Raw genomic sequence first — 25419 nt, 5'->3', positions numbered from 1 at the left:
TCTCAACGACATTCTTGCGCTGCATTTAACGCAGCAGTAACACCCCTTAAAGAATAAGAATAGGTTGTATTAGTTCCCCGTTTTGAAGTAGCTTTTACCGTCATAGTCGTGCCCGCACGCATAGCAGCAACAAGTTGTTTTTCTACCCCTGACGACGCTAACCAAGCTGATGAATCTTGTGTGAAGAAATCAAATGTTTTACCCCCAATTGTAACGGAAACTTTCGATCCTTCTTTCAATGTATACCCAGCCATAAACTGTGGTTCAAATGTAACTGGAGAATGAGAACGTTTAGTCACTAAAAAGAAATTATCTCCATGCCTAACAGTTGTCGGCAATGCACTTAAAGGCATAGACAAAGCGTAGCAAACCGTACCTTCTGGCGATTTATAAGAATAAACCCCCCAAGATTCAAATTGATGTAAGCGGCTTGGTGTTTGTGCCCATACGGCTTCAATAGCAGTAAAAACTATCATAGATGCAATGATCAAAGTCTTTTTAAACATTTTTATTTAGCTCACTTTATTTATTATTCAACAAAATTTCTTCCCAACAGAATTGAGATCTAGATTAATCAAAAAAGATCCTTTGTTCAATTGTGACCCTCCAGGTATTACTAAAACATAAATTTTTTACCCAGTGATTTCATTTTTTAAATAACAGGAGCTTCTTTCGATTGTCAATTTTATCTCTTACATTTAAAAAAGCGCACACCCTAGCAATTTTTCATTTCAGTGCATAATGAATAAAAAAATCTAAGTTAAACTAGGTAATTAGTAAAAAAATATTCTCAATGAGAGACAAGGCTATTTTTTTGTAAATTCAATTGTTAACAATGCGGGATTCAATCACAAAATGTCGTAAACCGCTAATTATAACAGAATACACAAACACATCCTTCTTGAATAATTCAATCAACTTCATGCTAAATTCTCGGAATCCAATCATTGAATCACAATGAACGGTATTTCACAAATCGACAGTGCGCCTGTATTTCCGCCCGTATTTCTAAGCTGAATCTCTGTCTACGTAGCAGCTGCTACATTCTTTCCATAGTTTTCGGATCTCAATTATTGCACTACACCATTCTTCAAGCTGCACTCAGCGCTGAATGCTGAATCAATGAAGAGTGAAGTGCAAAAGCATCATTCGTGTTACGCAGCTTTTGAATTATATCAGAATAGCGTAAGATCCGAGCAATTTGCGACAGTGCCTTTAAATGATCTGCACCTGCTTGTTCCGGTGCTAAGAGTAGAAAAACAAGATCAACAGGTTCATCATCAAGAGCTTCAAAGTCAACAGGATTTTCAAGGCGAGCAAAGACACCAACAATCTGCTTAACATTGGAAAGCTTTCCATGAGGAATCGCAATACCATTTCCGATCCCCGTTGACCCTAACTTCTCACGTTGCATGATGATATCGAAAACGACGTCCTCATCAAGCCCCGTCAATTCAGCAGCCTTCTCAGCTAAGACTTTTAGAACTTGTTTTTTCGAATTAGCCCTAAGCGCTGGAATAATAGCCTCTGGTGCAATTAACTCACTCAAATCCATATTTCATTTTCCTTCATACACACTCAAATGTCTATTTACAAAATCAACAAACAACTCCAACCTCCAAAGATCTCTAACAATCTCTCGCTTTACTGCATGCACACCCACCCTTTAAAAGGATAACGGATGAAAAAATAGACCTCGCATAACTATACCAACGCTCAGCCATATCCCGTTTACTCTGAACAACATTACTCACACAGTCCAACCTTACTACGACACCCCAAACAATCATCACGCAGCATACACAAGCACCAAGCCATAACATTCAATATCCAGTGATCACAAAAATTTTACTTCTCTCGATTAAGTGCGTAAGCACGACAAGAGAGCCACATCATACCTCCCTTAATTCAATTATTATTGTACAATTTAAAATGTAAGCTGCGGAAGCACGAACATAACTCATATCCTTGGTAACCTTAACAAAAAGTTCCCAGAATTCCATGCTCTACCTAATGCGGACAAAGCCCTATTCATTTCCAAAGTGATATATTTAAAATAACAGTACAAAAAACACCCATTAACCGAAGAATAAGCAAAAAAATACTTCGAAACAGCATCACAAAAATATTGTCTGCATTGATCACAAAAAGCATAACAAACCCGGAGCTTTTTCTTCAAAATAAGCAGGCCCATCAAACCCTCATTTATAACCCATCACAAGACTCACCGCTACGAAACATTAAGAAAAAAATCAAAACAGAAACCCATAGACACAGCCAAAGACTATAAACGAACCTAATCACTATCTTTAATACTATCTTCCAAAACCCTATAAACCGCTGCGCTATTCCATTTCGAACAAAACGCAACAAAAACGCCAAAGCCCTTCCCTGCATCAACACACGCGAGCTATACATTCAAGAGTATGGCCGCATGCTAACAGTGCTTATATCAAAAATCAAGAATAAAGGCTACTATAGTACAAAAATGCATCCTCAAATATTGATAGATTATTCTAAAAATTGAACAATAATCAAAGAGTAAACTGGCTCCCAAAATAAACTCTGCGAGCATCAGCATTATGGATAATATCACGAGGATCCCCATGAATTAATACTTGTCCTGCATGAATAATATAGGCACGATCAACAAGTTCTAGTGTTTCACGAACATTATGATCCGTTATTAGTACGCCTATACCCCGTTGAGTCAAATAGCGAACAAGTTGTTTGATATCAGAAATAGCAATAGGATCAATTCCTGCAAATGGTTCATCAAGCAACATGAAATGGGGATTTGAGGCCAAAGATCGAGCAATTTCAAGCCGGCGCCGTTCACCTCCTGACAAAGAAATGGCTGGTTCTTTGCGTAAATGATCAATTTTAAACTCACATAAGAGTTCATCCAGCCTTTTACAGCGCTTAAAGCGATCTTTTTCAACTACTTCTAAAACAGCTCTAATATTATTTTCTACAGAGAGACCCCGAAAAATAGAAGATTCCTGTGGTAAATATCCTATGCCTAATCGAGCACGCCGATACATCGGAATATGTGTAATATCAAATCCATCAATTTCTATAGAACCTTCATCAACATCAACTAAGCCTGTAACCATGTAAAAGCAAGTAGTCTTACCAGCGCCATTAGGACCCAAAATGCCAACAGATTCTCCAGTATTGATGCTAAAAGAAACACCATCTACAACTATCTTTCCCCTATAAGACTTAACCAAGTTGTGAGAAGATAATGTTCTTACCAAGGAATTTTCTGAATTTTCACTGGTAGGACTATACGTGATCATACATTCCTCTATTTCAGTCGCAAACTAAAATTTTTGCAACTATTCTCTCAATTAGACTGTAAAATGATTGAAACACGGCCATTTTTATCAAGTACTTCACATCCTTCAAGAAAGGTTTTTTCTGTTGCCATATTCACTGTCAATCTACACCCTGTTGCTGTGTTGCTACCATCCCTTAAGACAACAGGATTACCTGTTAGAATTACCGAGTTTGATTGTTTATCAAAAATTCCTTTATCTCCTGTAGCAATCTGCGTTGCTATTTTGATATAAACCTCTCCCAAGGCTTCTATTTTTTTAATATCTTTCAGACCAGTCTCTACAGGCCATATTGACTGTGCATTCGTCTGATCAATATCAATTTTTTTGTGATCTTGATCGTAATAAACAATCAACTTTAATGTTCGCAAGACACGTTCACCTTGAACGATTGAAACATTTCCATCAAAAATAGCAATACCTTCTTTTTCAAGTATTTCCAGAGAATCTGCATGTAATTCTACTGCTTCTTTATTTTGTGGTAAGTCTTCCCCTGAATAAACAACGTTAGCGTATCCAGAAATTACTCCTAATTTCAACATCAACGCGATTAAAATTAAATATACCCTAACTAATCCTCTCAACCTCATTATACAACTTTTAGCCTCTTTTTTTGCAAATTTACAGGCATCTCTAAATTTTATGGCAACTAGTTTCACCGGTTAAAAATCAAATGCACACCATTTTGAAAATGCATAATTTGCCCCCCTTCACGAATCTGCAAACTATTTGCTGTCATAAATAAGCCTGGACGACGAATATTGACAGGCTTATCCGTTCTTAAATTTTTTTCCAATAAATTTACATTTGCATTCACGAATTGTGCAATCAACCCATCCTTTGTCTTAATCGTAAAAGGTTCATCAAACTGCAAAAAGCCATTTGTACCATCATAGCTTGCTATTTTTGCTTTAATAAAAATTGATCCCTGTTTTCCTGCAGGAACTTCAGCTATAATATTCTGCAATTTAACGAGTTCAAAATGTGTACGATTTTGAAATGCTTTTTCTGCTTTGAGCCAATAGGGTTGCTGGGAACTTGTGTATCCTTCTAACCTTGGATTGCTCATTGTCAATGTCATTATGTCATCTGTATCGTCATTTAGAATGATGGGAGCAAAAGAAGTAGAGCCTGAAAAAAATAAGAACCAAGAGAAAACAAACATCATAATGAATGCGGATAAAAATAAAAAAATTTTTAACACATAAACTCGACGTGAATGACGGCGGGTCTCCTCACAAACATTGATAAAATATGATCTTACCGAAAAAATTTTATCACAAGTGCGTACAGCCATGGTGCTCTAATCCTTTAAAGATTCCAATTTTTTCATTTCTGGAATCATATTAATGACTACTTCAAAATTTTCTTATTGCAATATTGCATTTATTGATTTTATTCTTTGATTTATAGATCTATTCAATACCGTAACACATATGTATAGAATATTTATAACCGTGAAGTATAACATATTTGAGAGGCTATCTTGATTAAATCAGAACTCGTACAAATCATCGCTCGTCACAACCCACACCTTTTACGACGCGATGTTGAAAATATTGTCAACGCTGTTTTTGAGGAAATTTCAACAGCTCTTGCTGATGGTAACCGTGTCGAGCTTCGTGGCTTTGGGGCTTTTTCCGTTAAAAGCAGATTAGCTCGAAACGGACGTAACCCGCGAACAGGTGAAGCTGTCACAGTCGAAGAGAAATGGGTCCCCTTTTTTAAAACAGGTAAAGATCTACGCGATCGGTTAAATAGTGGCTAGACCTATGACATCTAAGCGTATTCTCCTAACAATAATCTTAGCCCCTTTTACAGCTTTTGTGATCGCTTTTGCTGTAGACAACCGTCAAATGGTGACGTTAACTTTTAATCCTTTCAAGATTAATTTGGAAGACTCTATCTATCAAGCTCCCCTTTTTGTTTGGCTTTTTATTTTTTTTGGTCTTGGTCTTCTTATAGGCAGCAGCATTTGTTGGTTCACACAGCATCGGTATCGTAAAGCATTAAAAAAAAGCAAAAATGAACTGGAGAAATTAAAAGCAATGACTACAAAGTGATCTAATTTTTTAAATCTATTCTATTTAATAGGATACTGAAAGGTTTCCTTTTTCGCCATCGTATTTTCGATAATTTTGGGATTTGCATATCATAGTTAAATTTGACATCTTTAGAAGTAACCTCCTTTGAAATGAACGTTCCATGATACCGAAAAACATGCCTATACGATGCATTCAACAAAATTCCAAAGACATTTATCCGCAAGAAAAATTACCCCTTATTTTAGAGACGAGCGCAAGTGCAGATTACGCATTGATTGATTCCGGTAATGGGCAAAAATTAGAACGCTATGGCTCCTATCGTATTATTAGACCAGAAAGCCAAGCTTTGTGGAAACCAACTTTACCAAAAAAAATATGGGACAATATTGATGCTTTATTTAAGGGCAATCTAGACGAAGAAGGTATCGGGCGTTGGCATTTTCCTAAAAAAACACTAGATGAAACATGGCCACTTTCTTGGAATGGTTTATCTTTTTTAGGACGTTTTACCTCTTTTCGTCATGTTGGTGTTTTTCCTGAACAAGATGCACATTGGCGTACTATAGAAGAACAAATTTTAAATGCCACGTGTCCTGTTAAATTACTAAATCTTTTTGGATATACAGGTCTTGCCTCTTTAATAGGCGCGCGAGCAGGCGCAATAGTTACCCATGTTGATGCCTCTAAAAAAGCTATACTTTGGGCAAAAGCCAATCAAAACATATCAGGATTATCTAATCATCCTATTCGCTGGATTTGTGATGATGCACTAAAATTTGTTGAGCGTGAGCTGCGTCGTAAAAAAACCTACGATATAATCCTTCTTGATCCTCCATCTTATGGACGCGGACCTCGTGGTGAGGTCTGGCAACTCTTTGATCATTTACCCAAAATGATAAAAAATTGTCGTGACCTTTTATCTGATAACCCACTTTCTATCGTGCTCACCTCTTATTCTATTCGTGCTTCCTTTTACACGCTTCATACTTTGATGCGTGATGAATTAAAAAATCTTGGAGGAACTCTTGAATCGGGAGAATTAATTTTGCGTGAAGAAGCTGCAGGAAGAGCCTTGTCAACTTCTTTATTTAGTCGTTGGATTGCCTAATATGTGTGTTAGAAAAACCGGTCAAATTAAAGAAATTACTTCTCTAAGCAACCCAGTCATCAAAAGCTTTAGATCACTCAATCATAAGAAAAATCGTAATAGAGAAGGGATTTTCATAGCTGAAGGACTTAAATTGGTCATTGATGCTTTAGATCTTCGTTGGACAATTCAAACGCTTATTGTCTCCAAAAATCAGTTCTCACACCCTGCTCTTGAAAAAGCTATTGCACGCATTGTTGCTAACGGTGGTCTTATCATCAAGACTTCAAAAAAAATTATGGAATCCATCACCCACCGTGATAACCCACAAACAGTTATTGGTATTTTTAAACAGCAGTGGAATTCTATTGAAACAATTAAAGAATTGCCTGAAGACGTTTACATTGCTCTTGATCGCATACGTGATCCTGGAAATCTTGGAACCATCATTCGCACAGCAGATGCAGCAGGAGCAAAAGGTGTTATTCTAATAGGTGAAACAACAGATCCTTTTTCACCTGAAACTGTACGCGCAACAATGGGATCTATTTTCTCAGTACCCTTATATCATCTTAATGAAAGTGCCTTTTTAAACTGGTCTACACATTTCAATGGTATGATTATTGGCACACATCTTAAAGGATCTGTAGATTATCGAAAAATTGATTTTAGAGGTCCTGTCCTGCTTTTAATGGGAAATGAACAAAACGGCTTATCAGATGGCTTGGTTAATTGTTGTAAACAATTAGCGCGTATTCCGCAAAAAGGACGTGCTGATTCACTCAATCTGGCAGTAGCTACAGCCATAATGCTTTACGAAATTCGCCGCCCCCATTTAATACTTGAACCACGTGGAAACTAGAATGATATGCAAATCACTCCTTTTCCTTTTTCTAGGCTTAATAAGCACCGTGTGGCTTGATCAAGCTGTCAAACATTGGGTTATAGAAACTATACCCTTAGAAACAGAAATTCCAATATTACCTTTTCTTTCTCTTTATCATGTACGCAATTCTGGTATTGCATTTTCTCTTTTTTCTTCCTTCCCTCATTGGGGACTTATCGTCCTTACATCTATCATTATCCTGTTTCTTTTATGGTTATGGAAAGATATCGCGCTCCGCAAATCATTATCACGCTTTGGTGTTATTCTTATCATTGGTGGGGCGATCGGTAATCTCATTGACCGTATTCGTTTCCACTTTGTCACAGATTACATATTATTTTACATTGATGGTTTTTTCTATTTTGCTATTTTTAATATTGCGGATGCTTTTATAACACTCGGCGTTATTGTCATTTTGATTGACGAGTTATATTTATGGAGAAAAACGAAAAACTGTATCGATAAACCTTTTTCCTAAAATTAACGTGATTAATTTTCCTGCGTTAAATGCGTAGAAAAACTTATCTTTTAGTTTATTATCTTTTTTATAAAATCAGAAATCGAAGCAAACATATCCCGATGATTACAAATATTTTGTTTTCCTAATCTTTTCGATAATGATCATGGCAAAACAGATTACTCATTCCTCAATAATCTGTACTACCCCAATTAACCGCAATTTTGTATTTTTCCTGTAAACAAAGTCTCTTGTATTTTTCAAATAAATCTCCATAATAGAGGAAATATATTAGAGTTCTGCCAGCGGTGCTCAGCGTTGTTATGTTTAGCAAGTGTAAATCGTAGGGCCCGACGGGATTTGTATCATAAGGAATTTTTACTATGGCTGATTTCAGAGATTTACGTTCAGCGTCGGTGTCTCATGCCGATGCGTCGATTGATCAGGGCTTACGAAGCTATATGCTGAGCGTTTATAATACTATGGCTATCGGTTTACTTGTCACAGCAGCTGCTGCCTATGCAATTGCATCACTGACAACAACAACAGATATGAGCCAAGCAGTTGTTCAGCTCAATAGCAGTATTTATTTAACATCTTTTGGGGTAACATTTTATACGTCACCGTTTTCCTACATTATTATGTTCGCTCCCTTGGTGGCTGTTTTATTTCTCAGCTTCAAGATAAGTTCCCTTAGCACAAGCACTGCCCGCAATCTTTTTTACGCTTATGCAACCCTTGTAGGCCTTTCACTATCGTCTATTATCTTGCGTTATACACCAGAAAGTATTGTGCAGACATTTGCTATAACCTCTGCTGCTTTCCTCTCTTTATCACTTTATGGTTACACTACAAAGCGTGACCTTACAGCTATGGGATCATTTCTATTAATCGGTTTGGTTGGCTTGATGCTTTCCACGATCGTTAATATGTTCCTTGGATCGAGCGCCTTGCAGTTTGCTATTTCAGTGATTGGTGTACTCGTTTTTGCGGGTTTAACAGCTTATAATACGCAAAACATAAAGTTGATGTATTATGAAAATGATGGTGATGAAACAAGAGGTCGTAAAGTCATTATGGGTGCTCTAAACCTTTATCTTGACTTCATAAATATGTTCGTCTTTTTGCTTCAATTTCTCGGTTCAAACCGTGATTAGCAGAGAAAACATTGTTCTATTATCAGCCTTGTTTCCGAAAAGAGATGAGGCTTTTTTAAATTTTTAAAATCACGTTACTTTTTCTACGAGAGAATGATCATTTTCTCTCCTGGTGTATTTTTTATAATTCTCCTCAATTGATAATAGATACCTGTATGCACAGTTTGTCCTTTGTATGAATTGCGTAAAATTATTTTTCTTGTTAAACTATCAAACGGATGTGTAAAATAAAGCTAATGCGTCTCACCCAAATTTTGAGCTATCGTAATTTTTACTTCGAGCGGCACAGATAAAGATAATGCAGGCATTGTCGCGTTCTCCATGATTTTTTTAACTAGTTTCGTTGTCTCTTCACTCTCAGTTTCAGGAATCTCAAAGATCAATTCGTCATGAATCTGCAGCAGCATTCTAGCAGATAATTTTGCCTTTTCTAAAGCACCATCCATTTGAATCATTGCACGGCGAATTATATCTGCTGCAGATCCTTGGATGGGAGCATTAATGGCAGCACGCTCATTAAAAGCGCGAACTTTTTGGTCTGCTGCTTTTATTTCAGGAAAGTGAATACGACGGCCAAAAATCGTTTCCACATAGCCATTTTGACGTGCAGATACTTTGGCAGCCTCCATGTAAGTTTTAATTCCTGGAAATCTTTCAAAATAGAGATTAATAAAATGGCCTGCTTCTTCTCGTGAAATACCTAATTGCTTCGCTAATCCAAAAGCTGATATGCCATAAATAATGCCAAAATTAATTGCTTTCGCACGACGACGTACATCAGAAGACATTTCCTCTACAGATACTCCAAACATTTGCGATGCAATCGTAGAGTGAATATCTTGTCCCTTAGAAAAAGCCTCTTTCAGTGCAGTGATATTAGCAATATGCGCAAGCAGGCGCAATTCAATCTGACCATAATCAGCTGATAAGAGAACATGACCCTCTGGAGCAACAAACGCTGCACGAATTTTCCGCCCTTCTGCGGTTCGAATCGGAATATTTTGTAAATTTGGCTCAAACGATGATAATCGTCCTGTTGACGTTATTGCGAGAGAATAGTTTGTGTGAATGCGTCCCGTTCTGGGCAAAATATAAGAAGGTAAAGCGTCAGTGTAGGTCGATTTTAGCTTTACAAGCTGACGCCAATCAACAATTTTACGGAGCAAAATATGTCCTTCAGAGGCTAACTCCTCCAAAACTTGTGCAGAAGTTGACCACTGCCCACTTTTAGTTTTCGTTCCTCCAGAAAACCCCATTTTATCAAAAAGTATATCACCCAATTGCTTTGGCGAAGCAATATTAAACCGTTCACCAACCAATTTATAAATCTCTTCTTCTAGGGTAAAAGCAGTTTGTGCTAATTCTCCTGATAAACGCGATAAAATTTGCTTATCAATAAGAATCCCTCTTTCTTCAATTCTTGCAACAGCTTCTATGAGTGGTCGATCAATGCGCTCATAAATTCTCACCATTCCTTGCGCAACAAGCTCTGATTTCAAAACCTTCCACAAACGTAGCGCTATATCAGCATTTTCTGCTGCATAAGAAGCTGCTTGTTTCAAATCTACTTGCGTAAGGGAAACAATTTTTTTACCATCATATTTCAGCTCTTTGTAAGAAATTGGTTTGTGCCCAAGCCAGCGTTCAGATAAAGCATCCATGTCATGAGTTAGAGTTCCGGCATCCAAAACATATGATATAAGCATTATATCATCAAAAGAACGCATTATAATACCGTGTCGTTTCATAATGAGCCAATCATATTTTATATTTTGGCCGATTTTTAATATTGCTTGATTTTCCAACACAGGTTTTAGAAGAACCAGCGCTCTTTGCACTTCTATTTGCCCTGCTATACGCCCACCACCAAAAAGATTTTTTGTTTCTTCTATATGCTCTAAAGGTATGTAAGCAGCTCTATTCGGCTGTAATGATAGTGAAAAACCAACAAACTCCGCTTGCATAGGATCGGGAGAAGTTGCAACTATTTTAAAAGAGAAATGGCCTTGTTCTGTCGCCTCTAATAACCATTTTTTTAAAGTTTCTTCATCCAGGATAGTTTCATAAAGATCACTTGTAATTGATTGAGTAAAAGCTTCTTCCTTACGTTTCTGTGCCAAAGTTTGTGGATTATTTTCAGGTAAGTGGCGCATCAACATTATATCACCTTGTTCGGTGTTTGAATTAGGCCTCTGTGAGATTTTTTCCCACTCAAAATCTATATTACAGGCATCAATAGCCATAGCATCACATTCTGTCGCTTCTGCAACACGACGAGTGAGAGTTGCAAATTCCATAGCTTTCAAAAAAGAGATTAAACGCGGACCATCCTGTTTTTCTAAAACAAAACTGCTTAAATCATGATCTATAGGTACATCTGTTTTGAGTGTGACCAATGTGCGAGAAATTTCTATACTTTTGCTATATTCTTGAATAGCTTCACGTCGTTTCTTTTGTTTAATTTCAGACATATGTTGCAATAAAAAATCGAGCGTTCCAAATTGATTCAGTAATTGTGCAGCAATTTTGGGACCAATACCTGGTATTCCAGGTATATTATCAACTGGATCTCCAACTAGAGTCTGTAAATCGATCATTTTTTCGGGTGTAACACCCCATTTTTCTACAACTTCAGCAATACCTATATGCTTATTTTTCACTCCATCGTACAAAGATACAGATGTGTTAACCAATTGCATCAGATCTTTATCCGAAGAGATAATCGTTGTTTTTACCCCCGCTTTAGTCGCTAAATGTGCATAAGTAGCAATTAAATCATCTGCTTCAAAGCCTTCTTTTTCAACGTATGGTATGTTGAAAGCTTTTGTTGCTTCCCTTATCAAATTAAACTGAGGAATGAGGTCTTCGGGTGGAGATGCTCTATTCGCTTTATACTGGGGATAAATTTTCTTTCTAAACGTATCAGATGAATGATCAAAGATAACAGCAAAATGCGTAGGAACAGCGCCTACAGATGTGTTACGCGCATCACAGAGCAATTTCCACAACATGCTACAAAAACCGGCAACAGCTCCTACCGGAAGTCCATCTTTTTTTCTCTTCAAAGAAGGTAACGCATAATAAGCGCGAAAAATATAACCTGATCCATCAACCAAAAAAGATGATCATTCATTTTCATGATGGCTTTATTTCTCCATTACAGTCTATATTAAAATTATTTTTTAAATTAATTCAAAAATTTATTTTTTGCCTCTGAAAAGCCATTTTTTATCTATATCCACGATGGTGTCCGCTACGTTTTGGATTCAGTACCGAGAGCTTTTCTTTGCTATTGTGGGGTGCGATGGCTTTCATTTTACTCCTCCCGTGATAGCTGGGGTACAATGTAGCGGTAAGGTCGTTGTGGTGTTCCCCTCCCCGCAACGACCGTTTCTTTTGTGTCAAAAACATCATTCCGTTTCCGCATATTTAAAGTGATCAGGTATCTCAAAACGGTTCCATAAAGCTGTACTGCCTATTTTTTCAACCAATTTTGCATGCATATTTTTCTCCTGCGCATTTAATCTCAAAGGTAGTGCACGTGGGCGAACTTTTGCAATATAGGGGATATTCCTGTTTTTTTGACCACTCATAGAGTTACTATCATCATCAAAAAAATTTAACGTTCCCTGCTTTCCATCAATTAGCTCAATATAAACATCTGCGAGAATTTCAGCATCAAGTAGAGCACCATGAAGAATGCGACTGCTATTGTCTATACCCAAACGTTTACATAATACATCAAGAGAATTTGGCCCCATGGGAAATTTGCGCCGTGCTATAGCCAATGTATCAATTACACGATCAATACTAATGGGAGACTTATTTACTCGTTTTAATTCCGCATTGAGAAAACTGATATCAAAATTCGCATTGTGAGCAACTATTACGGCATCATCAATAAATTCCAAAAATTCATCGGCAATCTCATCAAATTTTTTTTCATTTTTTAAACGCTCATTTGTTAATCCATGAATTGCCACAACCTCGTCGGGAATGATAACTCCCTGTGGATTTAAATAAACGTGAAAAGTTTTTCCCGTGAGATAACGATCTATCATTTCTACACAACCAATTTCAATGATACGGTCTTTATCCTTATCTAACCCTGTCGTTTCAGTATCAAAAATAATCTCACGCATTTTTTAAAATATCATCTATTATACATAAAACTTGTTGACGTGTATCTTCTAGACTTTTCCCTGTATCAATGACAAAATCTGCATATTTCTGTTTATTTGGTATTTGTCGAGCATTGAGAACATTAAATTTTTCTTCACTCATATTTGGCCGCTTCATAGCACGCTCTCTTTGCAATTCTAATGGCGCTGATACAACTATAACATGATCAACTCTATCAGTACCATTTATTTCAAAAAGAAGGGGTATTTCAAGAACAACCATTTTTTCCCCCTGTTCACGTGCTACTTTTATAAACTCTTTTTCTTCTTTTCTTACTAAAGGATGAATTATCTTTTCTAATTTTTGTAGCTCATTACTATTATGTGTTATAATTTCAGAAAGCTCTAGGCGGTCAATTTGACCATTTTTAATTATATCAGGAAAAACGTTTTTTATAGCCAACAAAGTTGTTTTTTGCTGATAGAGTTTATGCACTATTTCATCAGCGCTAAATACAGGCACACCGGCATCTCTGAAAAAACCAGCCACTGTTGATTTTCCCATGGCAATAGATCCAGTTAAGCCTATAATTTCCATAACTTATTTTAACCTACACTTTACTATAAAATAGGATATTGATAAATCTTTGTAAGATTCAGATAACTCACTTTGCATATTTTTCCTATTTTAAGATAAAAACCAATATTTTTCATAAATTTAAATGATAAATAGAACATGAAATAGTACAGATTAACTTTTCTCTTTTGTATAATCTATTATTAGCTGTCAATTATCTCCAAATGACGTAACTTCGCTAACAAGGGTAACAAAGGTAGACCAATAATAGTAAAATAGTCTCCTTCAATTTTTTCAAAAAGATGGATTCCTTTCCCTTCAATCTGATAAACTCCTACACTATTAAAAATATCCTGTTTTGTAGAATTCAAATAATTTTCAATAAACTCTGAAGAAAGTGTACGCATTGTCATGTGAGCACTAAAAACTTCTGACCAAATCTCTTTACCTTCTCTAACCAAGGATATTGCACTATGAAGAGAATGTGTTTGTCCTGATAAAATTTGCAAACGTTCGCGCGCTTTTTCTCTGTTTTTAACTTTGTGAAGAACTTTACCATTTAAATCAAGAACCTGATCACATCCAATAATGAAAGAATCAGGAAAAAAATTTGAAACATCTTTTGCTTTTACATAAGCAAGAAAGGAACTAAGTTCCTTTGGTGTCTTTAATTCTACATTTTTTTCTATTTCTCGTTCATCCACAGAGGATCCCTTTATAGAAAAATCCAAACCAGCTTTTTTCAACAATTGTGCACGATAAATACTAAGAGATGCTAAAATAAGCTTATTTTTCATGATCTTTTTCTTTTTCCTCACGAAATTGTGATAAAAGCTCAAAGACTGCTACTGCAGTTTCTTCAATTGAACGTCTTGTAACATCTATAATAGGCCAACCTGAATTCTCAAAGATCCGTTTTGCATAAGTTAATTCTTCAGCTATACTTACTCTGTCTGTGTAGCTTTCTATAGCGGAACAATTCCCTAAGTCTCTATTCTGACGAACATGTGCAATACGTTCAGCTGAAGCAATTAAGCCAATAATTAAGATATTTTTTTCTTCCAAAAGAGCCCGTGGCAAATCAATTCCTGGGATGACCGGTACATTGGCCGTTTTTATTCCACGATTTGCTAAATAAATGCTTGTTGGTGTTTTTGAAGTTCTTGATATTCCTACAAGAATCACATCAGCATTTAGTAAATCATCAGAAAATTGTCCATCATCATGTTCTATCGTAAAATCCAATGCTTCAATACGACGAAAATAATCTGCATTAAGGTCATGTTGTGCACTGACACGCAAATTAGTAGGTGTTCCTATATATGATTGAAAAACATTTAAGATTGGATCTAATATAGCAACACAAGGCACACCTATCTTTACGCATGTTTTACTGAGACGTTGTTTAAGCTCTTTATCAATAATTGTGTAGAGTACAATTCCTGGTTCCCTTTTAATTTCATCAAGAACTCTCTGTAATTGTGTTTTATTTCGAATCATTGGGTAAATATGCTCTACAGCCTGACACATGGTATATTGTGATGATACGGCTCTCCCCGCAGATATTAAAGTCTCACCAGTTGCATCAGAAACCATATGCAAATGAAATATTTTTTTTCTTTTTTCCATCAAAATTTTTACGATTTGTTAATAGGTGTGTACAAAGTTTCTTATTTTTCAGAAAAATAAAATATTACGTTTTATTTTTTTATTTATGCACAAATGGAATAATTTTTGTTAATGAATTTGCTATGTGAACAAAAGATGAGGATAACACCTCTAACTATCTCTAATTCATAACTTTTTCTATCTCTTTTTGTGATAAAAATATATGGATAATTAGGGTACAAATAACAATTAACATTAAACACATACCTAAATAAGAAAAAACTTTAAAACTTAATTAATTAAGGTTTAAATGAATCAAAATTCGTTTATCTTTAATTTTGTGTTGAGAAGAGAATGATTCTTATAAAAGGTAGAACCAAAAGAGTTTCAGTTATTTAGTATGCTGAGACGGGTTTTTACACTACTAAAAGTAATTTGTGTTTTGTGGAAAAATTGAGTGTAAAGGTGACCCTTGCAGATCAAAGAAGTTAAGTGTATGGTGGTCTCTCTGTATTGTAGGAAATAATTCTTATTTCCCGATTTTCTATAGATTTGAAAATAATTTCCCACTTTATATTTTTTAAGAGAGTATTTCATGCAAGAAATGAAGCTACAAGAACTCAAGAGAAAAACTCCTGTCGAACTTATATCTTTTGCTGAGACGTTAAAGGTTGAAAATGCTTCGCTAATGCGTAAACAAGAATTAATGTTTGCTATTCTGAAAAAACTCTCTTTGCAAGATGTAGAAATTATTGGAGAAGGTGTTGTCGAAGTTTTACAAGATGGATTTGGTTTTTTAAGATCTTCAGATGCAAATTATCTACCAGGACCTGATGATATTTACATTTTACCTGAACAAATACAGGTTTTTTCTTTGAAAACAGGAGATACTGTTGAGGGTCTAATACGTAGTCCAAAAGAGGGAGAACGGTATTTTGCTCTTCTCAAAATTAATAAAATAAATTTTGGAGAGCCTGAAAAAATTCGTTATAAAATTCATTTTGATAATCTTACCCCTCTTTATCCGAATGAACCTTTTAAAATGGAGATAGAAAATCCTACTTATAAGGATCTGTCCTCACGAATTGTTGATTTAATGTCTCCTTTAGGAAAAGGACAAAGAGGATTAATTGTTGCACCTCCTAGAACAGGAAAAACGGTACTATTACAAAATATAGCTCATTCGATTACGACAAATCATCCTGAGTGTTATCTCATTGTTCTCCTGATTGATGAACGTCCGGAAGAAGTTACAGACATGCAACGCTCTGTAAAAGGAGAGGTTATTTCTTCTACTTTTGATGAACCAGCAATTCGTCATGTACGAGTAGCTGAAATGGTTATAGAAAAAGCCAAGCGTTTGGTTGAGTATGGACGTGATGTTGTTATCCTTCTTGATTCGATTACTCGTCTTGGACGAGCGTATAATACGGTTGTTCCTTCATCAGGTAAAGTTTTAACAGGAGGAGTTGATTCAAATGCTTTACAGCGTCCTAAACGCTTTTTTGGTGCAGCTCGTAATATTGAAGAAGGCGGATCCCTTACTATTATAGCAACAGCTTTAATTGATACGGGAAGTCGTATGGATGAAGTTATTTTCGAAGAGTTCAAGGGAACAGGGAATTCAGAGATTGTTCTTGATAGAAAAGTTTCGGATAAACGTATCTTCCCAGCTATAGATGTTTTGAAATCTGGAACGCGGAAAGAAGATTTATTAGTATCACGTCAAGACTTACATAAAATTTTTGTTCTACGTCGTATTTTATCACCTATGAATGTAACAGATGCTATGGAATTTTTAATTGATAAATTAAAGCAAACAAAGAACAATAGCGAATTTTTTGATTCAATGAATACATAGAATATTGGAATTTGAAACAAGGATTAGTCTTGTGGATACGATCTTTGCTGTATCGAGTGGACTGTTACCTTCAAGCGTTGCTATCATTAGGGTTTCTGGTCCTCATGTTATTCATATAGTTGAAACACTTTGTGGCTGTTTACCTAAAGCTCGGTTTATGTATCATGGAGATTTGATTGGACGCGATGGCAGTTTCTTGGATTCCGCTCTAACTGTTTTTTTTCCTCATCCTAATAGTTTTACAGGAGAAGACTGTGCAGAATTTCACCTTCATGGAGGAAAAGCTGTTGTTAATCGTTTTCTTGATGAATTGTCTTCTTTTCCTGGATGTCGTCTTGCAGAAGCGGGTGAATTTTCGCGCAGAGCTTTTTATGAAGGAAAAATAGATCTTACTCAAGCAGAAGGTTTAGCTGATTTAATAGAGGCAGAAACAGAAAGTCAAAGACGGTTAGCTATTGCGGGGGCAAATGGTTATTTAAAAGATCTTTACCGTGAATGGCGTTCTACCTTAATGACAGCTCGAGCTTTAATTGAAGTAGATCTTGATTTTTCTGATGAAGTTGACACTCTAGATTCCAGTTCTCAAAAAGTTTGGGAAAATATAAAAGAACTTAGAGATTCTCTCTGTAAATATATTTCTGAAGGAGAGCGTGCAAGTATTTTACGTGATGGTATTAAAGTCGTTATTGTAGGTTTTCCGAATTCTGGAAAATCAAGTATCATTAATAGACTCTCTGGAAAACCTATTGCTATTGTTACAGAGGAAGAAGGAACCACACGTGATGCTTTGGAAATTAGGTTAGTTATTAATGGAATTCCTGTGTTTTTTATAGATACAGCAGGAATTAGAAAAACAAAAAGTAAAATTGAACAATTAGGAATAGAAATTGCAAACCAACATATTAAAGATGCCGACCTCGTCATTTTAGTTGATGATATGAGCAATCCTAAAAAGATTAATTTACCTCATACATCAGCTGAAATATGGCATGTTGGTAACAAGCTTGATATTTGTGAAGGAGACAAAATTCGTTGGCCTATACAATTTTCTGCTTTGAATGGTTTGAACTTTGACTATTTCATAAAAAAAATAGAATCCTTCTGTTCATATCATGCTGCAAAAATTGGAGATGTTGTTCCAGCAAGAAAGAGACAAATTCAACTTTTAAAAGAGGCTGTTAAAGAAATTGATTTTTCAATAAATGCAGAGTGTCTTGATTTAAGTTTACGTGCTGAACATCTCCGTCGTGCAAGTGATGTATTAGGGCGCATTACAGGTGATGTTAATGTTGAAGATTTGCTCGATATTATTTTCTCACAATTTTGTATTGGTAAATAATGATTCACGTGAAACATTTATTATTTCATAGACAGATCTGTAATATAATGTATTTTAAATGGTTAATTTTATGTAAAATTTCGTGAAGATTCTATATGGAATAATCAGATGCGGGTATATGATGTTATTATTGTTGGAGGTGGGCACGCTGGTTGCGAAGCTGCTTCTGTTGCCGCGCGTTTTGGAGCACGAACAGCATTAATTACATACTGTAAATCAGATATTGGAACAATGTCGTGTAATCCTGCTATTGGAGGTCTTGGAAAAGGACATCTAGTTTGTGAAATAGATGCTTTAGATGGTCTAATGGGAAGAGCAGCAGATGCTGCAGGAATACAATTTCGCCTTCTTAATCGGCGCAAAGGGCCTGCAGTAAGAGGTCCTCGCACGCAAATTGATAGGCAATTATATAAAAATGCAATTCAGGAACTTCTAGAAGAACAAGATAATTTAACAGTTCTTGAAGATGAGGTTATTGATCTTATCGTAGAAAATAATCGCGTTTCAGGGGTTTTATTAAAAGAAAAGGGAAACCTTTGTTCTGGTTCTGTCGTTTTAACGACAGGAACTTTTTTAAATGGTATCATTCATATTGGTGATAAAACATGGTATGCTGGACGCGTGAAAGAAAAATCAAGTACACAGCTTGCAAAATGCTTGAAAAGGCATGCTATTAAGTTAGGACGATTAAAAACAGGAACACCAGCACGTCTTAGTAAAAAGACAATTCATTGGGAAAGTCTTCCTAAACAGCAGGCTGATGAAGATCCAGTACCTTTTTCTTTTTTGACAAAAAAAATTAATTTACCTCAAATTGAATGTGCCATAACACGAACAAACGAAAAAACGCATCGTATTATTAGTGATAATATTCATTTATCTGCTTTGTATTCTGGTAATATAAAGGGATTAGGACCGCGATACTGCCCTTCTATTGAGGATAAGATTGCTAAATTTGGCGAACGTGATGGACATAATATTTTTCTGGAACCAGAAGGACTAGAAAGTGATATAATTTATCCTAATGGTGTATCAACATCTCTTCCAGAAGATGTTCAAGTTTCTTTGTTGAGAACAATTGAGGGGTTAGAAGACGTTACAGTTTTACAACCAGGTTATGCTATTGAATATGATTTTGTTGATCCACAGCAGCTAACAAAATCTCTAGAATTAAAATCGTTACCTGGATTATTTTTAGCTGGCCAAATTAATGGTACAACCGGATATGAAGAAGCAGCAGCACAAGGACTCATAGCTGGATTAAATGCTGCGCGTAAAGTTGGTGGAAAAGATGAAATTATTTTAAGTCGTTCTATGGCTTATATAGGTGTAATGATAGATGATTTGATTTCGCGTGGAGTTTGTGAACCATATAGAATGTTTACGTCTCGCGCTGAGTTTCGTTTATCTTTACGTGCTGATAATGCTGATACTCGCCTGACACCTTTAGCACAACAATGGGGTATTCTCAGTAATATTCGCTGGTCTTTTTATCAGGATAAACAAGAACGTCTTTCTCAAGCACGGTCTATGTGTAGAGAACTTTTTTTAACACCTAATGAAGCATCTAATCGTGGATTGCATATAAATTATGATGGTGTTCGGCGTTCAGCTTATGATCTTTTATCTCACCCTCAAATAAATATCGCTCGCCTAGCGTCTTTTTGGCCACAACTTCTTTCTATTGATTCTAAAACAGTAGAGATTCTAGAAATTGAAGCACAGTATTCAGTTTATTTAGAAAGGCAAGCACAAGACATAGCCTCTCTTCAAAAAGATGAACGTCTTGAGATTCCTTTGTCTCTTGATATTGAATCTATTTCTGGTCTTTCAAATGAATTAAAAGAAAAAATTAAAAAACAATCTCCAAGATCTATAGCGGATGCGCAAAAAATTGATGGTATGACACCGACAGCATTATCTTTAATTATTTTAGCTATTCAACGTCAAAGACGTGAAAAGGCAAAGCTTGCTTAATGATTGCGGAATTAGAAAAAAGATACATAGAATTATCTGAAATATTACCGTCTGTTTCACGTGAAACTGTAAATGATCTAAAAAGATTTGAAGAGCTTATTATTCAATGGAATTTACATATTAATCTCATATCAAAAAAAACGATACCGGTTCTATGGACTCGTCATATTTTAGATTCTGCTCAGATATATCCTCTACATAGCCAAGCTATTCACTGGTGTGATCTTGGATCAGGAGGAGGATTTCCTGCAATTGTGATTGCTATATTTCTTAAGCATATGAAAAAAGGACACATTGATTTAGTTGAGAGCAATATGAAAAAAGCGTCTTTTTTAAGAACTGCTATTGCTCAACTTGATCTTCCAGCAACTGTTTATAATTGTAGAATAGAAAATGTTTACAATAAAATAAATAGTCCTGATATTATAACTGCACGTGGTTTAGCACCGTTAGATCATCTTTTAAAAATTTCTTTTCCGTTATTTTCACAAAATACAATAGCTCTTTTACAAAAGGGTCAATATTATGGTAAAGAAATAGAAAATGCTTCTAAAAATTGGCGTTTTGATTTATTAAAACATCAAAGTAAAATTGATAAAAACTCTGTTATTTTAGAAATTTCTCATGTTCAATCTTGTGAAGGATAAGATCAAATGAGCGAAACACGGATTATCGCCGTTGCAAACCAAAAAGGTGGGGTAGGTAAAACAACAACAACTATTAATCTTGCTACAGCTTTAGCTGCAATTGGCGAAAACGTTCTTATTATGGATGTTGATCCACAAGGTAATGCTAGTACAGGATTAGGAATTGATCGTAACAATCGTCCTTTATCTTCTTATGATGTTTTAGTATCTGGAATTTCAGTTGCTAAAGCTGCTTTAAGAACGCTCGTTCCTAATTTATATATTGTTCCTTCAACTTTAGATCTTCTTGGTATTGAGATGGAAATTGCTTCATCCGCAGACCGTATTAAACGGTTACGGAATGCCCTTTGTCATGATAAAAAGATTGCTCAGAGATTTAATTATGTTCTTATAGATTGTCCTCCTTCATTAAATCTTTTAACATTAAACGCTATGGGAGCTGCTGATTCTGTCTTAGTTCCTATGCAATGTGAATTTTTAGCTCTTGAGGGATTAAGTCAATTACTTGAAACTGTTAAACAAGTAAGATGTGTTCTTAATCCATCTCTTGATATTCAGGGTATTGTTTTAACTATGTATGATGGACGTAATAATCTTTCAAATCAAGTTGTTGAAGATGTGCGTTCTTTTATGGGGGAAAAAGTTTATCGTACTGTTATTCCACGAAATGTTAGGGTATCTGAAGCCCCTTCCTTTGGTAAGCCAGCATTGCTTTACGATCTTAAATGTGCGGGTAGCCAGGCGTATTTGCGGTTAGCATCAGAAGTTATTCAACGTGAAAAACAAGCAAAAGACGCTGCCTAAAAATGTTAAATAATTTGGTATACAGTGAATTCAAAGAGCAAGATTATGAATGAAGATCAATCTAAAAAAAGATTAGGGCGTGGGTTAGCCGCATTGATTGGAGATATCAATTTAGATGTTAGTCATACCGATCAATCTAATATTCCCCAATTTATTGCAAAATCAGGAGAGAATTTTGAAAAACTAATTTCTATAGATCTTATTTCATGCAATCCAAATAATCCGCGAAGACATTTTACTGATTCAGAACTTGATAATTTAGCTCAGTCTATCCGTCAACATGGTATTATACAGCCTATTGTTGTAAGGCCTTTGCGTAATCATCCAAATCAGTTTGAACTAATTGCTGGTGAGCGTCGGTTGCGTGCTGCACAAAGAGCAGAATTAAATAGATTGCCTGCTATAATTCGTGATGTAGATGATAAAACAGCCATTGAATTAGCAATAATTGAAAATGTTCAACGTACAGACCTCAATCCTGTTGAAGAAGGCATGGGATATGAATTGCTAATTAATGAACATTCTTATACTCAAAACGATCTTGCTCAAATTATTGGAAAAAGCAGAAGCCATATTGCTAATACGCTTCGTTTGTTGAAACTTCCATCGGAAGTACAGCAATTTTTAATTAATGGTCAGCTTTCAGCTGGCCATGCACGTTGTCTCATAACTGTTGATGATCCACAAAAATTGGCTGAAAAAATAATTCAGGAAGGGCTTTCTGTACGTCAAACAGAGATGCTTGTACATGAAAAGGAAAATATTGGAAACAAAAAGCAAATAAAAGAAAAAGACGTAGAAACAGAGTCTTTGGAAAAAATACTTTCTGATATAATCGGGGCGCAGGTTGTTATTAATCATGGCAAAAAAGGGGGAAATTTAAAAATTCGTTATTCTACGTTGGAACAATTGGATGATATTTGTCGACGTTTGCAAAGCTGATTAATTGTCTAAAAAAGTGCGAATTCGATCGATATATTTTTGACCAAATAAGAAATTGTCTTGGGAGACAGTTTTCTTTTCAGCAATAATTCTGTCTTTATATCCAAACGCTGTGACTGCAATTAATACTTCTTGAAGAGCTCTAAAACCAAGGACACAGTCTTTAGGGGTCGGATTGTTCTTTTTAATTTTCATTAAGTTATGATAAAAGATAATAAGTTCTTCAATGGTTTTTTGCAGTATTATTATCTTTAATTTGAGACTCTTCCGGTTTTGAAAATAATATTTGGATCTCTTCTTTAGTGCCTTTCCATGTTCACGAAAAAAATCCCCCGTTAGAGGGCCAATTTGCAACAATGTCTGAATTATCAGTTGATGTTAAAAAAATCATCAGAAAATATTCATTCGTCATTGTTTTATGTGCATGAATCAAAAAAGTAAAAGGAAAAGTAATAAAAGAAGATAATATGTTTTGGCATAATAAAAATATCTTCGTTTATCGGAATTTTGGTAAAAGTCTTGTAGCTAATAATCACGACCTTCGTCTTTTTGGAATTTCAAAGATGAAGAAAAATAATGATAGCTTTAAGAATGATCTTGAGAAAATAAACAGAGATGTTTTTAGTAGTCTAAAATTTCATTGAATTAAAGCACACAAAACCACATGGTAGCTGTTTCATAAAAAATATGTACAGCTATTGTCTGTAGTGAATTGATCCAATTAATCTATTTAGATATAACTATTTTTATTTAAGAATTGGATTTATCATCTTTTATAGAGTGTTTCATCATAATGGGTATTTGCGTTAGTGTGAAAAGAATTGTCATTGGCATTACACCAAATACTTTGAAAGTTGCCCAAAAATTATCGCTAAAATTACGCCAAACAATTTCATTCACAAATGCAAGAAAAACGAAAAAAAATGCCCAAGAATATGTCATTTTTTTCCATCCTTGTTCATCAAGTTTTAGAGTATTATTAAAAAAATAATGTAATAGTGGTTTACCAAAAAATAAGCTACCAAACAGAATAGTGGCAAACAAACCATTGATTATTGTAGGTTTAACTTTAATAAAAGTATCATCATTTAACCAAATAGTTAAAAATCCAAAAATTAGAACCAGTACCCCTGAAATAAGAGGCATAATTATTATAGTTCGTACAATTACCCATGATGTAATCAAAGCAATGACAATTGATATCATGAAAATAATGGTTGCAGGAAAAATGGGCTTACTAAAATTTTTAAAGAGTTCAATATTGTTAATCAACCACTCACCTTTGTAATTAGCGAGGAAAAAAATAAGAAGAGGTCCCATTTCTAAGCAAAATTTAAGAAAGGGTGAAATTTTTTCTTCTTTATCTTTACTAGTGTTTTTTTGTATTGAATCAATTTTGTGAGATATGTTTTTCATGGATTTTTTCCTACTATAGCGTTGGCGAAATCAGAGGCAGAAAATGGTTCAAGATCCTCAATGCCTTCACCTATACCAATAAAGTGGATGGGTAATTTATACTTAGCTGCAAGTGCGATAAGAATTCCTCCTCGCGCAGTTCCATCAAGCTTCGTCATTACCAGACCATTAACACCAGCAACGCTACGGAAAATCTCCACTTGATTAAGAGAATTTTGCCCTGTTGTTGCGTCAAGTGTTTGGAGTACTGTATGTGGTGCTTGAGGGTTGTGCTTTTTTAAAATGCGAATAATTTTTGCTAATTCATCCATAAGTTCTGTTTTATTTTGTAAACGTCCAGCTGTATCAATAATTAACACGTCGCTATTTTCTTTTTTTGCTTTTTCATAAGCATCAAAAACCACACTGGCAGCATCTGCAGGCAGTGTGGTTGAAATGACAGGAGATCCCGTTCTTTCACCCCATATATGGAGTTGTTCGATAGCTGCGGCGCGAAATGTATCACCGGCTGCAAGCATTACTTTAAGTTTATTAGAGGTTAATTTAGCGGCTAACTTTCCAATAGTTGTCGTTTTCCCAGTGCCATTAACACCAACCAATAAAATAACGTGAGGTTTATGATTAAGATCGAGTTCTAATGGAACGGCTGTGGGTTCAAGAACCTTTTTGATTTCATCTGCAACGACTGTATGAATATCACTGAGTGACAAATCTTTATTGTAACGACCAGAATTCAAAATATTGATAATATGTGTCGCTGTTTCTACACCAAGATCAGCCTGAATAAGGGCGTCCTCTAATTGTTGTAGTATGTCTTTGGTGAGCTTTTGTTTAGTGAATAGCACATTAATTGAATCACTCAATTGCTGTGAAGAAAGGTATAATCCCTTTTTTAAGCGTTTAAACCACGCCTCTTTTTCGGGTTCAGTGGGTGATATTGATAAGGGATTTTCTTCTTTTTCTGTTACTGTGTGAGTTATTATTAATTTTTTGGAAATTGGCTTAGAAGTTGGAGATTTTTCGTCGGAGTTTAGAGGTTCATCATTACTGATTTTTTTTGATTCTTGTATTTCTGTAAAAGAAGGATCGCTTTCTGTTATTTCATGTTGAGATTTTCTGGAAGAAAATATTTTTTTTATAAAAGATTTTGTCAT

At 35.3% G+C, this 25419-nt stretch carries 24 protein-coding genes; 12 read left to right on the top strand and 12 right to left on the bottom strand.

Annotated features, from left to right (window positions below):
* Positions 1 to 2: 2 nt before the first annotated feature.
* The 5 genes from PU02_RS02210 to lptC form a co-directional block, all read right to left on the bottom strand.
* Positions 3 to 506 carry an invasion associated locus B family protein gene (locus tag PU02_RS02210; protein WP_053943889.1) on the bottom strand — a complete coding sequence of 168 codons (504 nt, stop codon included), beginning with the start codon at positions 504 to 506 and terminating at the stop codon, positions 3 to 5.
* Between the two features lie 584 nt (positions 507 to 1090).
* Complete coding sequence (ptsN, locus tag PU02_RS02205; protein ID WP_053943888.1) at positions 1091 to 1555, bottom strand: PTS IIA-like nitrogen regulatory protein PtsN; 465 nt, start codon at positions 1553 to 1555, stop codon at positions 1091 to 1093.
* A gap of 979 nt (positions 1556 to 2534) precedes the next feature.
* A complete protein-coding gene (gene lptB, locus PU02_RS02200) occupies positions 2535 to 3302 on the bottom strand; it encodes an LPS export ABC transporter ATP-binding protein (RefSeq protein WP_053943887.1) in 768 nt (255 codons plus the stop codon).
* 47 nt (positions 3303 to 3349) lie between these two features.
* On the bottom strand, positions 3350 to 3931 hold the full coding sequence (locus PU02_RS02195) for an LptA/OstA family protein (protein ID WP_053943886.1): 582 nt from the start codon (positions 3929 to 3931) through the stop codon (positions 3350 to 3352).
* Between the two features lie 65 nt (positions 3932 to 3996).
* Complete coding sequence (gene lptC, locus PU02_RS02190; RefSeq protein ID WP_053943885.1) at positions 3997 to 4638, bottom strand: LPS export ABC transporter periplasmic protein LptC; 642 nt, start codon at positions 4636 to 4638, stop codon at positions 3997 to 3999.
* A 189-nt stretch (positions 4639 to 4827) separates the two neighbouring features.
* Between lptC and PU02_RS02185 the strand changes: the two genes are divergently transcribed.
* The 6 genes from PU02_RS02185 to PU02_RS02160 all read left to right on the top strand — a co-directional run bounded on the left by PU02_RS02185 (position 4828) and on the right by PU02_RS02160 (position 8973).
* Complete coding sequence (locus PU02_RS02185; RefSeq protein WP_053943884.1) at positions 4828 to 5109, top strand: integration host factor subunit beta; 282 nt, start codon at positions 4828 to 4830, stop codon at positions 5107 to 5109.
* Positions 5110 to 5113: 4 nt separating this feature from the next.
* The gene (locus PU02_RS02180) at positions 5114 to 5404 is read left to right on the top strand and encodes a LapA family protein (RefSeq protein WP_053943883.1); all 291 of its coding nucleotides are present in this window, start codon (positions 5114 to 5116) and stop codon (positions 5402 to 5404) included.
* Positions 5405 to 5561: 157 nt separating this feature from the next.
* Complete coding sequence (locus tag PU02_RS02175) at positions 5562 to 6494, top strand: class I SAM-dependent methyltransferase (protein ID WP_053943882.1); 933 nt, start codon at positions 5562 to 5564, stop codon at positions 6492 to 6494.
* 1 nt (position 6495) lies between these two features.
* A complete protein-coding gene (locus PU02_RS02170) occupies positions 6496 to 7335 on the top strand; it encodes a TrmH family RNA methyltransferase (protein ID WP_053943881.1) in 840 nt (279 codons plus the stop codon).
* Position 7336: 1 nt separating this feature from the next.
* A complete protein-coding gene (lspA, locus tag PU02_RS02165) occupies positions 7337 to 7837 on the top strand; it encodes a signal peptidase II (protein ID WP_053943880.1) in 501 nt (166 codons plus the stop codon).
* A 362-nt stretch (positions 7838 to 8199) separates the two neighbouring features.
* Entirely contained in the window at positions 8200 to 8973 is a 774-nt protein-coding gene (locus tag PU02_RS02160; RefSeq protein WP_053943879.1) for a Bax inhibitor-1/YccA family protein, read from the top strand.
* Between the two features lie 233 nt (positions 8974 to 9206).
* On the opposite strand, the gene polA is transcribed toward PU02_RS02160, so the two are convergent.
* The 5 genes from polA to PU02_RS02135 form a co-directional block, all read right to left on the bottom strand.
* A complete protein-coding gene (gene polA, locus PU02_RS02155) occupies positions 9207 to 12089 on the bottom strand; it encodes a DNA polymerase I (RefSeq protein ID WP_053943878.1) in 2883 nt (960 codons plus the stop codon).
* 294 nt (positions 12090 to 12383) lie between these two features.
* The gene (gene dnaQ, locus PU02_RS02150; RefSeq protein WP_053943877.1) at positions 12384 to 13115 is read right to left on the bottom strand and encodes a DNA polymerase III subunit epsilon; all 732 of its coding nucleotides are present in this window, start codon (positions 13113 to 13115) and stop codon (positions 12384 to 12386) included.
* Positions 13108 to 13692, bottom strand: coding sequence for a dephospho-CoA kinase (gene coaE / locus PU02_RS02145; RefSeq protein WP_053943876.1), 585 nt, complete (start codon positions 13690 to 13692; stop codon positions 13108 to 13110). The genes dnaQ and coaE overlap by 8 nt, the downstream gene beginning before the upstream one ends.
* A 182-nt stretch (positions 13693 to 13874) precedes the next feature.
* On the bottom strand, positions 13875 to 14468 hold the full coding sequence (locus PU02_RS02140; protein WP_414947354.1) for a Maf family nucleotide pyrophosphatase: 594 nt from the start codon (positions 14466 to 14468) through the stop codon (positions 13875 to 13877).
* On the bottom strand, positions 14458 to 15300 hold the full coding sequence (locus tag PU02_RS02135) for a pyruvate, water dikinase regulatory protein (protein WP_053943875.1): 843 nt from the start codon (positions 15298 to 15300) through the stop codon (positions 14458 to 14460). The genes PU02_RS02140 and PU02_RS02135 overlap by 11 nt, the downstream gene beginning before the upstream one ends.
* Positions 15301 to 15874: 574 nt before the next feature.
* On the opposite strand from PU02_RS02135, the gene rho reads away from it, so the two are divergent.
* The 6 genes from rho (at position 15875) to PU02_RS02105 (ending at position 22849) form a co-directional block, all read left to right on the top strand.
* Entirely contained in the window at positions 15875 to 17140 is a 1266-nt protein-coding gene (rho, locus tag PU02_RS02130) for a transcription termination factor Rho (RefSeq protein WP_053943874.1), read from the top strand.
* Positions 17141 to 17171: 31 nt separating this feature from the next.
* On the top strand, positions 17172 to 18479 hold the full coding sequence (gene mnmE, locus PU02_RS02125; protein WP_053944625.1) for a tRNA uridine-5-carboxymethylaminomethyl(34) synthesis GTPase MnmE: 1308 nt from the start codon (positions 17172 to 17174) through the stop codon (positions 18477 to 18479).
* Positions 18480 to 18587: 108 nt separating this feature from the next.
* The gene (gene mnmG, locus PU02_RS02120; RefSeq protein WP_053943873.1) at positions 18588 to 20456 is read left to right on the top strand and encodes a tRNA uridine-5-carboxymethylaminomethyl(34) synthesis enzyme MnmG; all 1869 of its coding nucleotides are present in this window, start codon (positions 18588 to 18590) and stop codon (positions 20454 to 20456) included.
* A complete protein-coding gene (rsmG, locus tag PU02_RS02115) occupies positions 20456 to 21103 on the top strand; it encodes a 16S rRNA (guanine(527)-N(7))-methyltransferase RsmG (RefSeq protein WP_053943872.1) in 648 nt (215 codons plus the stop codon). The genes mnmG and rsmG overlap by 1 nt, the downstream gene beginning before the upstream one ends.
* Before the next feature lie 6 nt (positions 21104 to 21109).
* Positions 21110 to 21907, top strand: a complete 798-nt coding sequence (locus PU02_RS02110) for a ParA family protein (RefSeq protein WP_053943871.1) — start codon at positions 21110 to 21112, stop codon at positions 21905 to 21907.
* A 45-nt stretch (positions 21908 to 21952) separates the two neighbouring features.
* Positions 21953 to 22849 carry a ParB/RepB/Spo0J family partition protein gene (locus PU02_RS02105; RefSeq protein WP_053943870.1) on the top strand — a complete coding sequence of 299 codons (897 nt, stop codon included), beginning with the start codon at positions 21953 to 21955 and terminating at the stop codon, positions 22847 to 22849.
* Between the two features lie 750 nt (positions 22850 to 23599).
* On the opposite strand, the gene PU02_RS02095 is transcribed toward PU02_RS02105, so the two are convergent.
* The gene (locus PU02_RS02095; RefSeq protein ID WP_053943868.1) at positions 23600 to 24265 is read right to left on the bottom strand and encodes a septation protein A; all 666 of its coding nucleotides are present in this window, start codon (positions 24263 to 24265) and stop codon (positions 23600 to 23602) included.
* Positions 24262 to 25419 carry a signal recognition particle-docking protein FtsY gene (gene ftsY / locus PU02_RS02090; protein WP_082311396.1) on the bottom strand — a complete coding sequence of 386 codons (1158 nt, stop codon included), beginning with the start codon at positions 25417 to 25419 and terminating at the stop codon, positions 24262 to 24264. Before ftsY ends, PU02_RS02095 begins: the two co-directional genes overlap by 4 nt.

Origin of the sequence: Bartonella ancashensis, from assembly GCF_001281405.1 — a bacterium.
GTDB lineage: Bacteria > Pseudomonadota > Alphaproteobacteria > Rhizobiales > Rhizobiaceae > Bartonella > Bartonella ancashensis.
Note: the sequence above shows the minus strand (reverse complement) of the source record. Positions and strands in the feature narration are given on the sequence as shown.

What these genes read in the sequence shown, in the direction of transcription:
- PU02_RS02210 (WP_053943889.1), bottom strand. Translation starts at nt 506, where the DNA reads ATGTTTAAAAAGACTTTGATCATTGCATCTATGATAGTTTTTACTGCT.
- ptsN (WP_053943888.1), bottom strand. Translation starts at nt 1,555, where the DNA reads ATGGATTTGAGTGAGTTAATTGCACCAGAGGCTATTATTCCAGCGCTT.
- lptB (WP_053943887.1), bottom strand. Translation starts at nt 3,302, where the DNA reads ATGATCACGTATAGTCCTACCAGTGAAAATTCAGAAAATTCCTTGGTA.
- PU02_RS02195 (WP_053943886.1), bottom strand. Translation starts at nt 3,931, where the DNA reads ATGAGGTTGAGAGGATTAGTTAGGGTATATTTAATTTTAATCGCGTTG.
- lptC (WP_053943885.1), bottom strand. Translation starts at nt 4,638, where the DNA reads ATGGCTGTACGCACTTGTGATAAAATTTTTTCGGTAAGATCATATTTT.
- PU02_RS02180 (WP_053943883.1), top strand. Translation starts at nt 5,114, where the DNA reads ATGACATCTAAGCGTATTCTCCTAACAATAATCTTAGCCCCTTTTACA.
- PU02_RS02175 (WP_053943882.1), top strand. Translation starts at nt 5,562, where the DNA reads ATGCCTATACGATGCATTCAACAAAATTCCAAAGACATTTATCCGCAA.
- PU02_RS02170 (WP_053943881.1), top strand. Translation starts at nt 6,496, where the DNA reads ATGTGTGTTAGAAAAACCGGTCAAATTAAAGAAATTACTTCTCTAAGC.
- lspA (WP_053943880.1), top strand. Translation starts at nt 7,337, where the DNA reads ATGATATGCAAATCACTCCTTTTCCTTTTTCTAGGCTTAATAAGCACC.
- PU02_RS02160 (WP_053943879.1), top strand. Translation starts at nt 8,200, where the DNA reads ATGGCTGATTTCAGAGATTTACGTTCAGCGTCGGTGTCTCATGCCGAT.
- dnaQ (WP_053943877.1), bottom strand. Translation starts at nt 13,115, where the DNA reads ATGCGTGAGATTATTTTTGATACTGAAACGACAGGGTTAGATAAGGAT.
- coaE (WP_053943876.1), bottom strand. Translation starts at nt 13,692, where the DNA reads ATGGAAATTATAGGCTTAACTGGATCTATTGCCATGGGAAAATCAACA.
- PU02_RS02140 (WP_414947354.1), bottom strand. Translation starts at nt 14,468, where the DNA reads ATGAAAAATAAGCTTATTTTAGCATCTCTTAGTATTTATCGTGCACAA.
- PU02_RS02135 (WP_053943875.1), bottom strand. Translation starts at nt 15,300, where the DNA reads ATGGAAAAAAGAAAAAAAATATTTCATTTGCATATGGTTTCTGATGCA.
- rho (WP_053943874.1), top strand. Translation starts at nt 15,875, where the DNA reads ATGCAAGAAATGAAGCTACAAGAACTCAAGAGAAAAACTCCTGTCGAA.
- mnmG (WP_053943873.1), top strand. Translation starts at nt 18,588, where the DNA reads ATGCGGGTATATGATGTTATTATTGTTGGAGGTGGGCACGCTGGTTGC.
- rsmG (WP_053943872.1), top strand. Translation starts at nt 20,456, where the DNA reads ATGATTGCGGAATTAGAAAAAAGATACATAGAATTATCTGAAATATTA.
- PU02_RS02110 (WP_053943871.1), top strand. Translation starts at nt 21,110, where the DNA reads ATGAGCGAAACACGGATTATCGCCGTTGCAAACCAAAAAGGTGGGGTA.
- PU02_RS02105 (WP_053943870.1), top strand. Translation starts at nt 21,953, where the DNA reads ATGAATGAAGATCAATCTAAAAAAAGATTAGGGCGTGGGTTAGCCGCA.
- PU02_RS02095 (WP_053943868.1), bottom strand. Translation starts at nt 24,265, where the DNA reads ATGAAAAACATATCTCACAAAATTGATTCAATACAAAAAAACACTAGT.
- ftsY (WP_082311396.1), bottom strand. Translation starts at nt 25,419, where the DNA reads ATGACAAAATCTTTTATAAAAAAAATATTTTCTTCCAGAAAATCTCAA.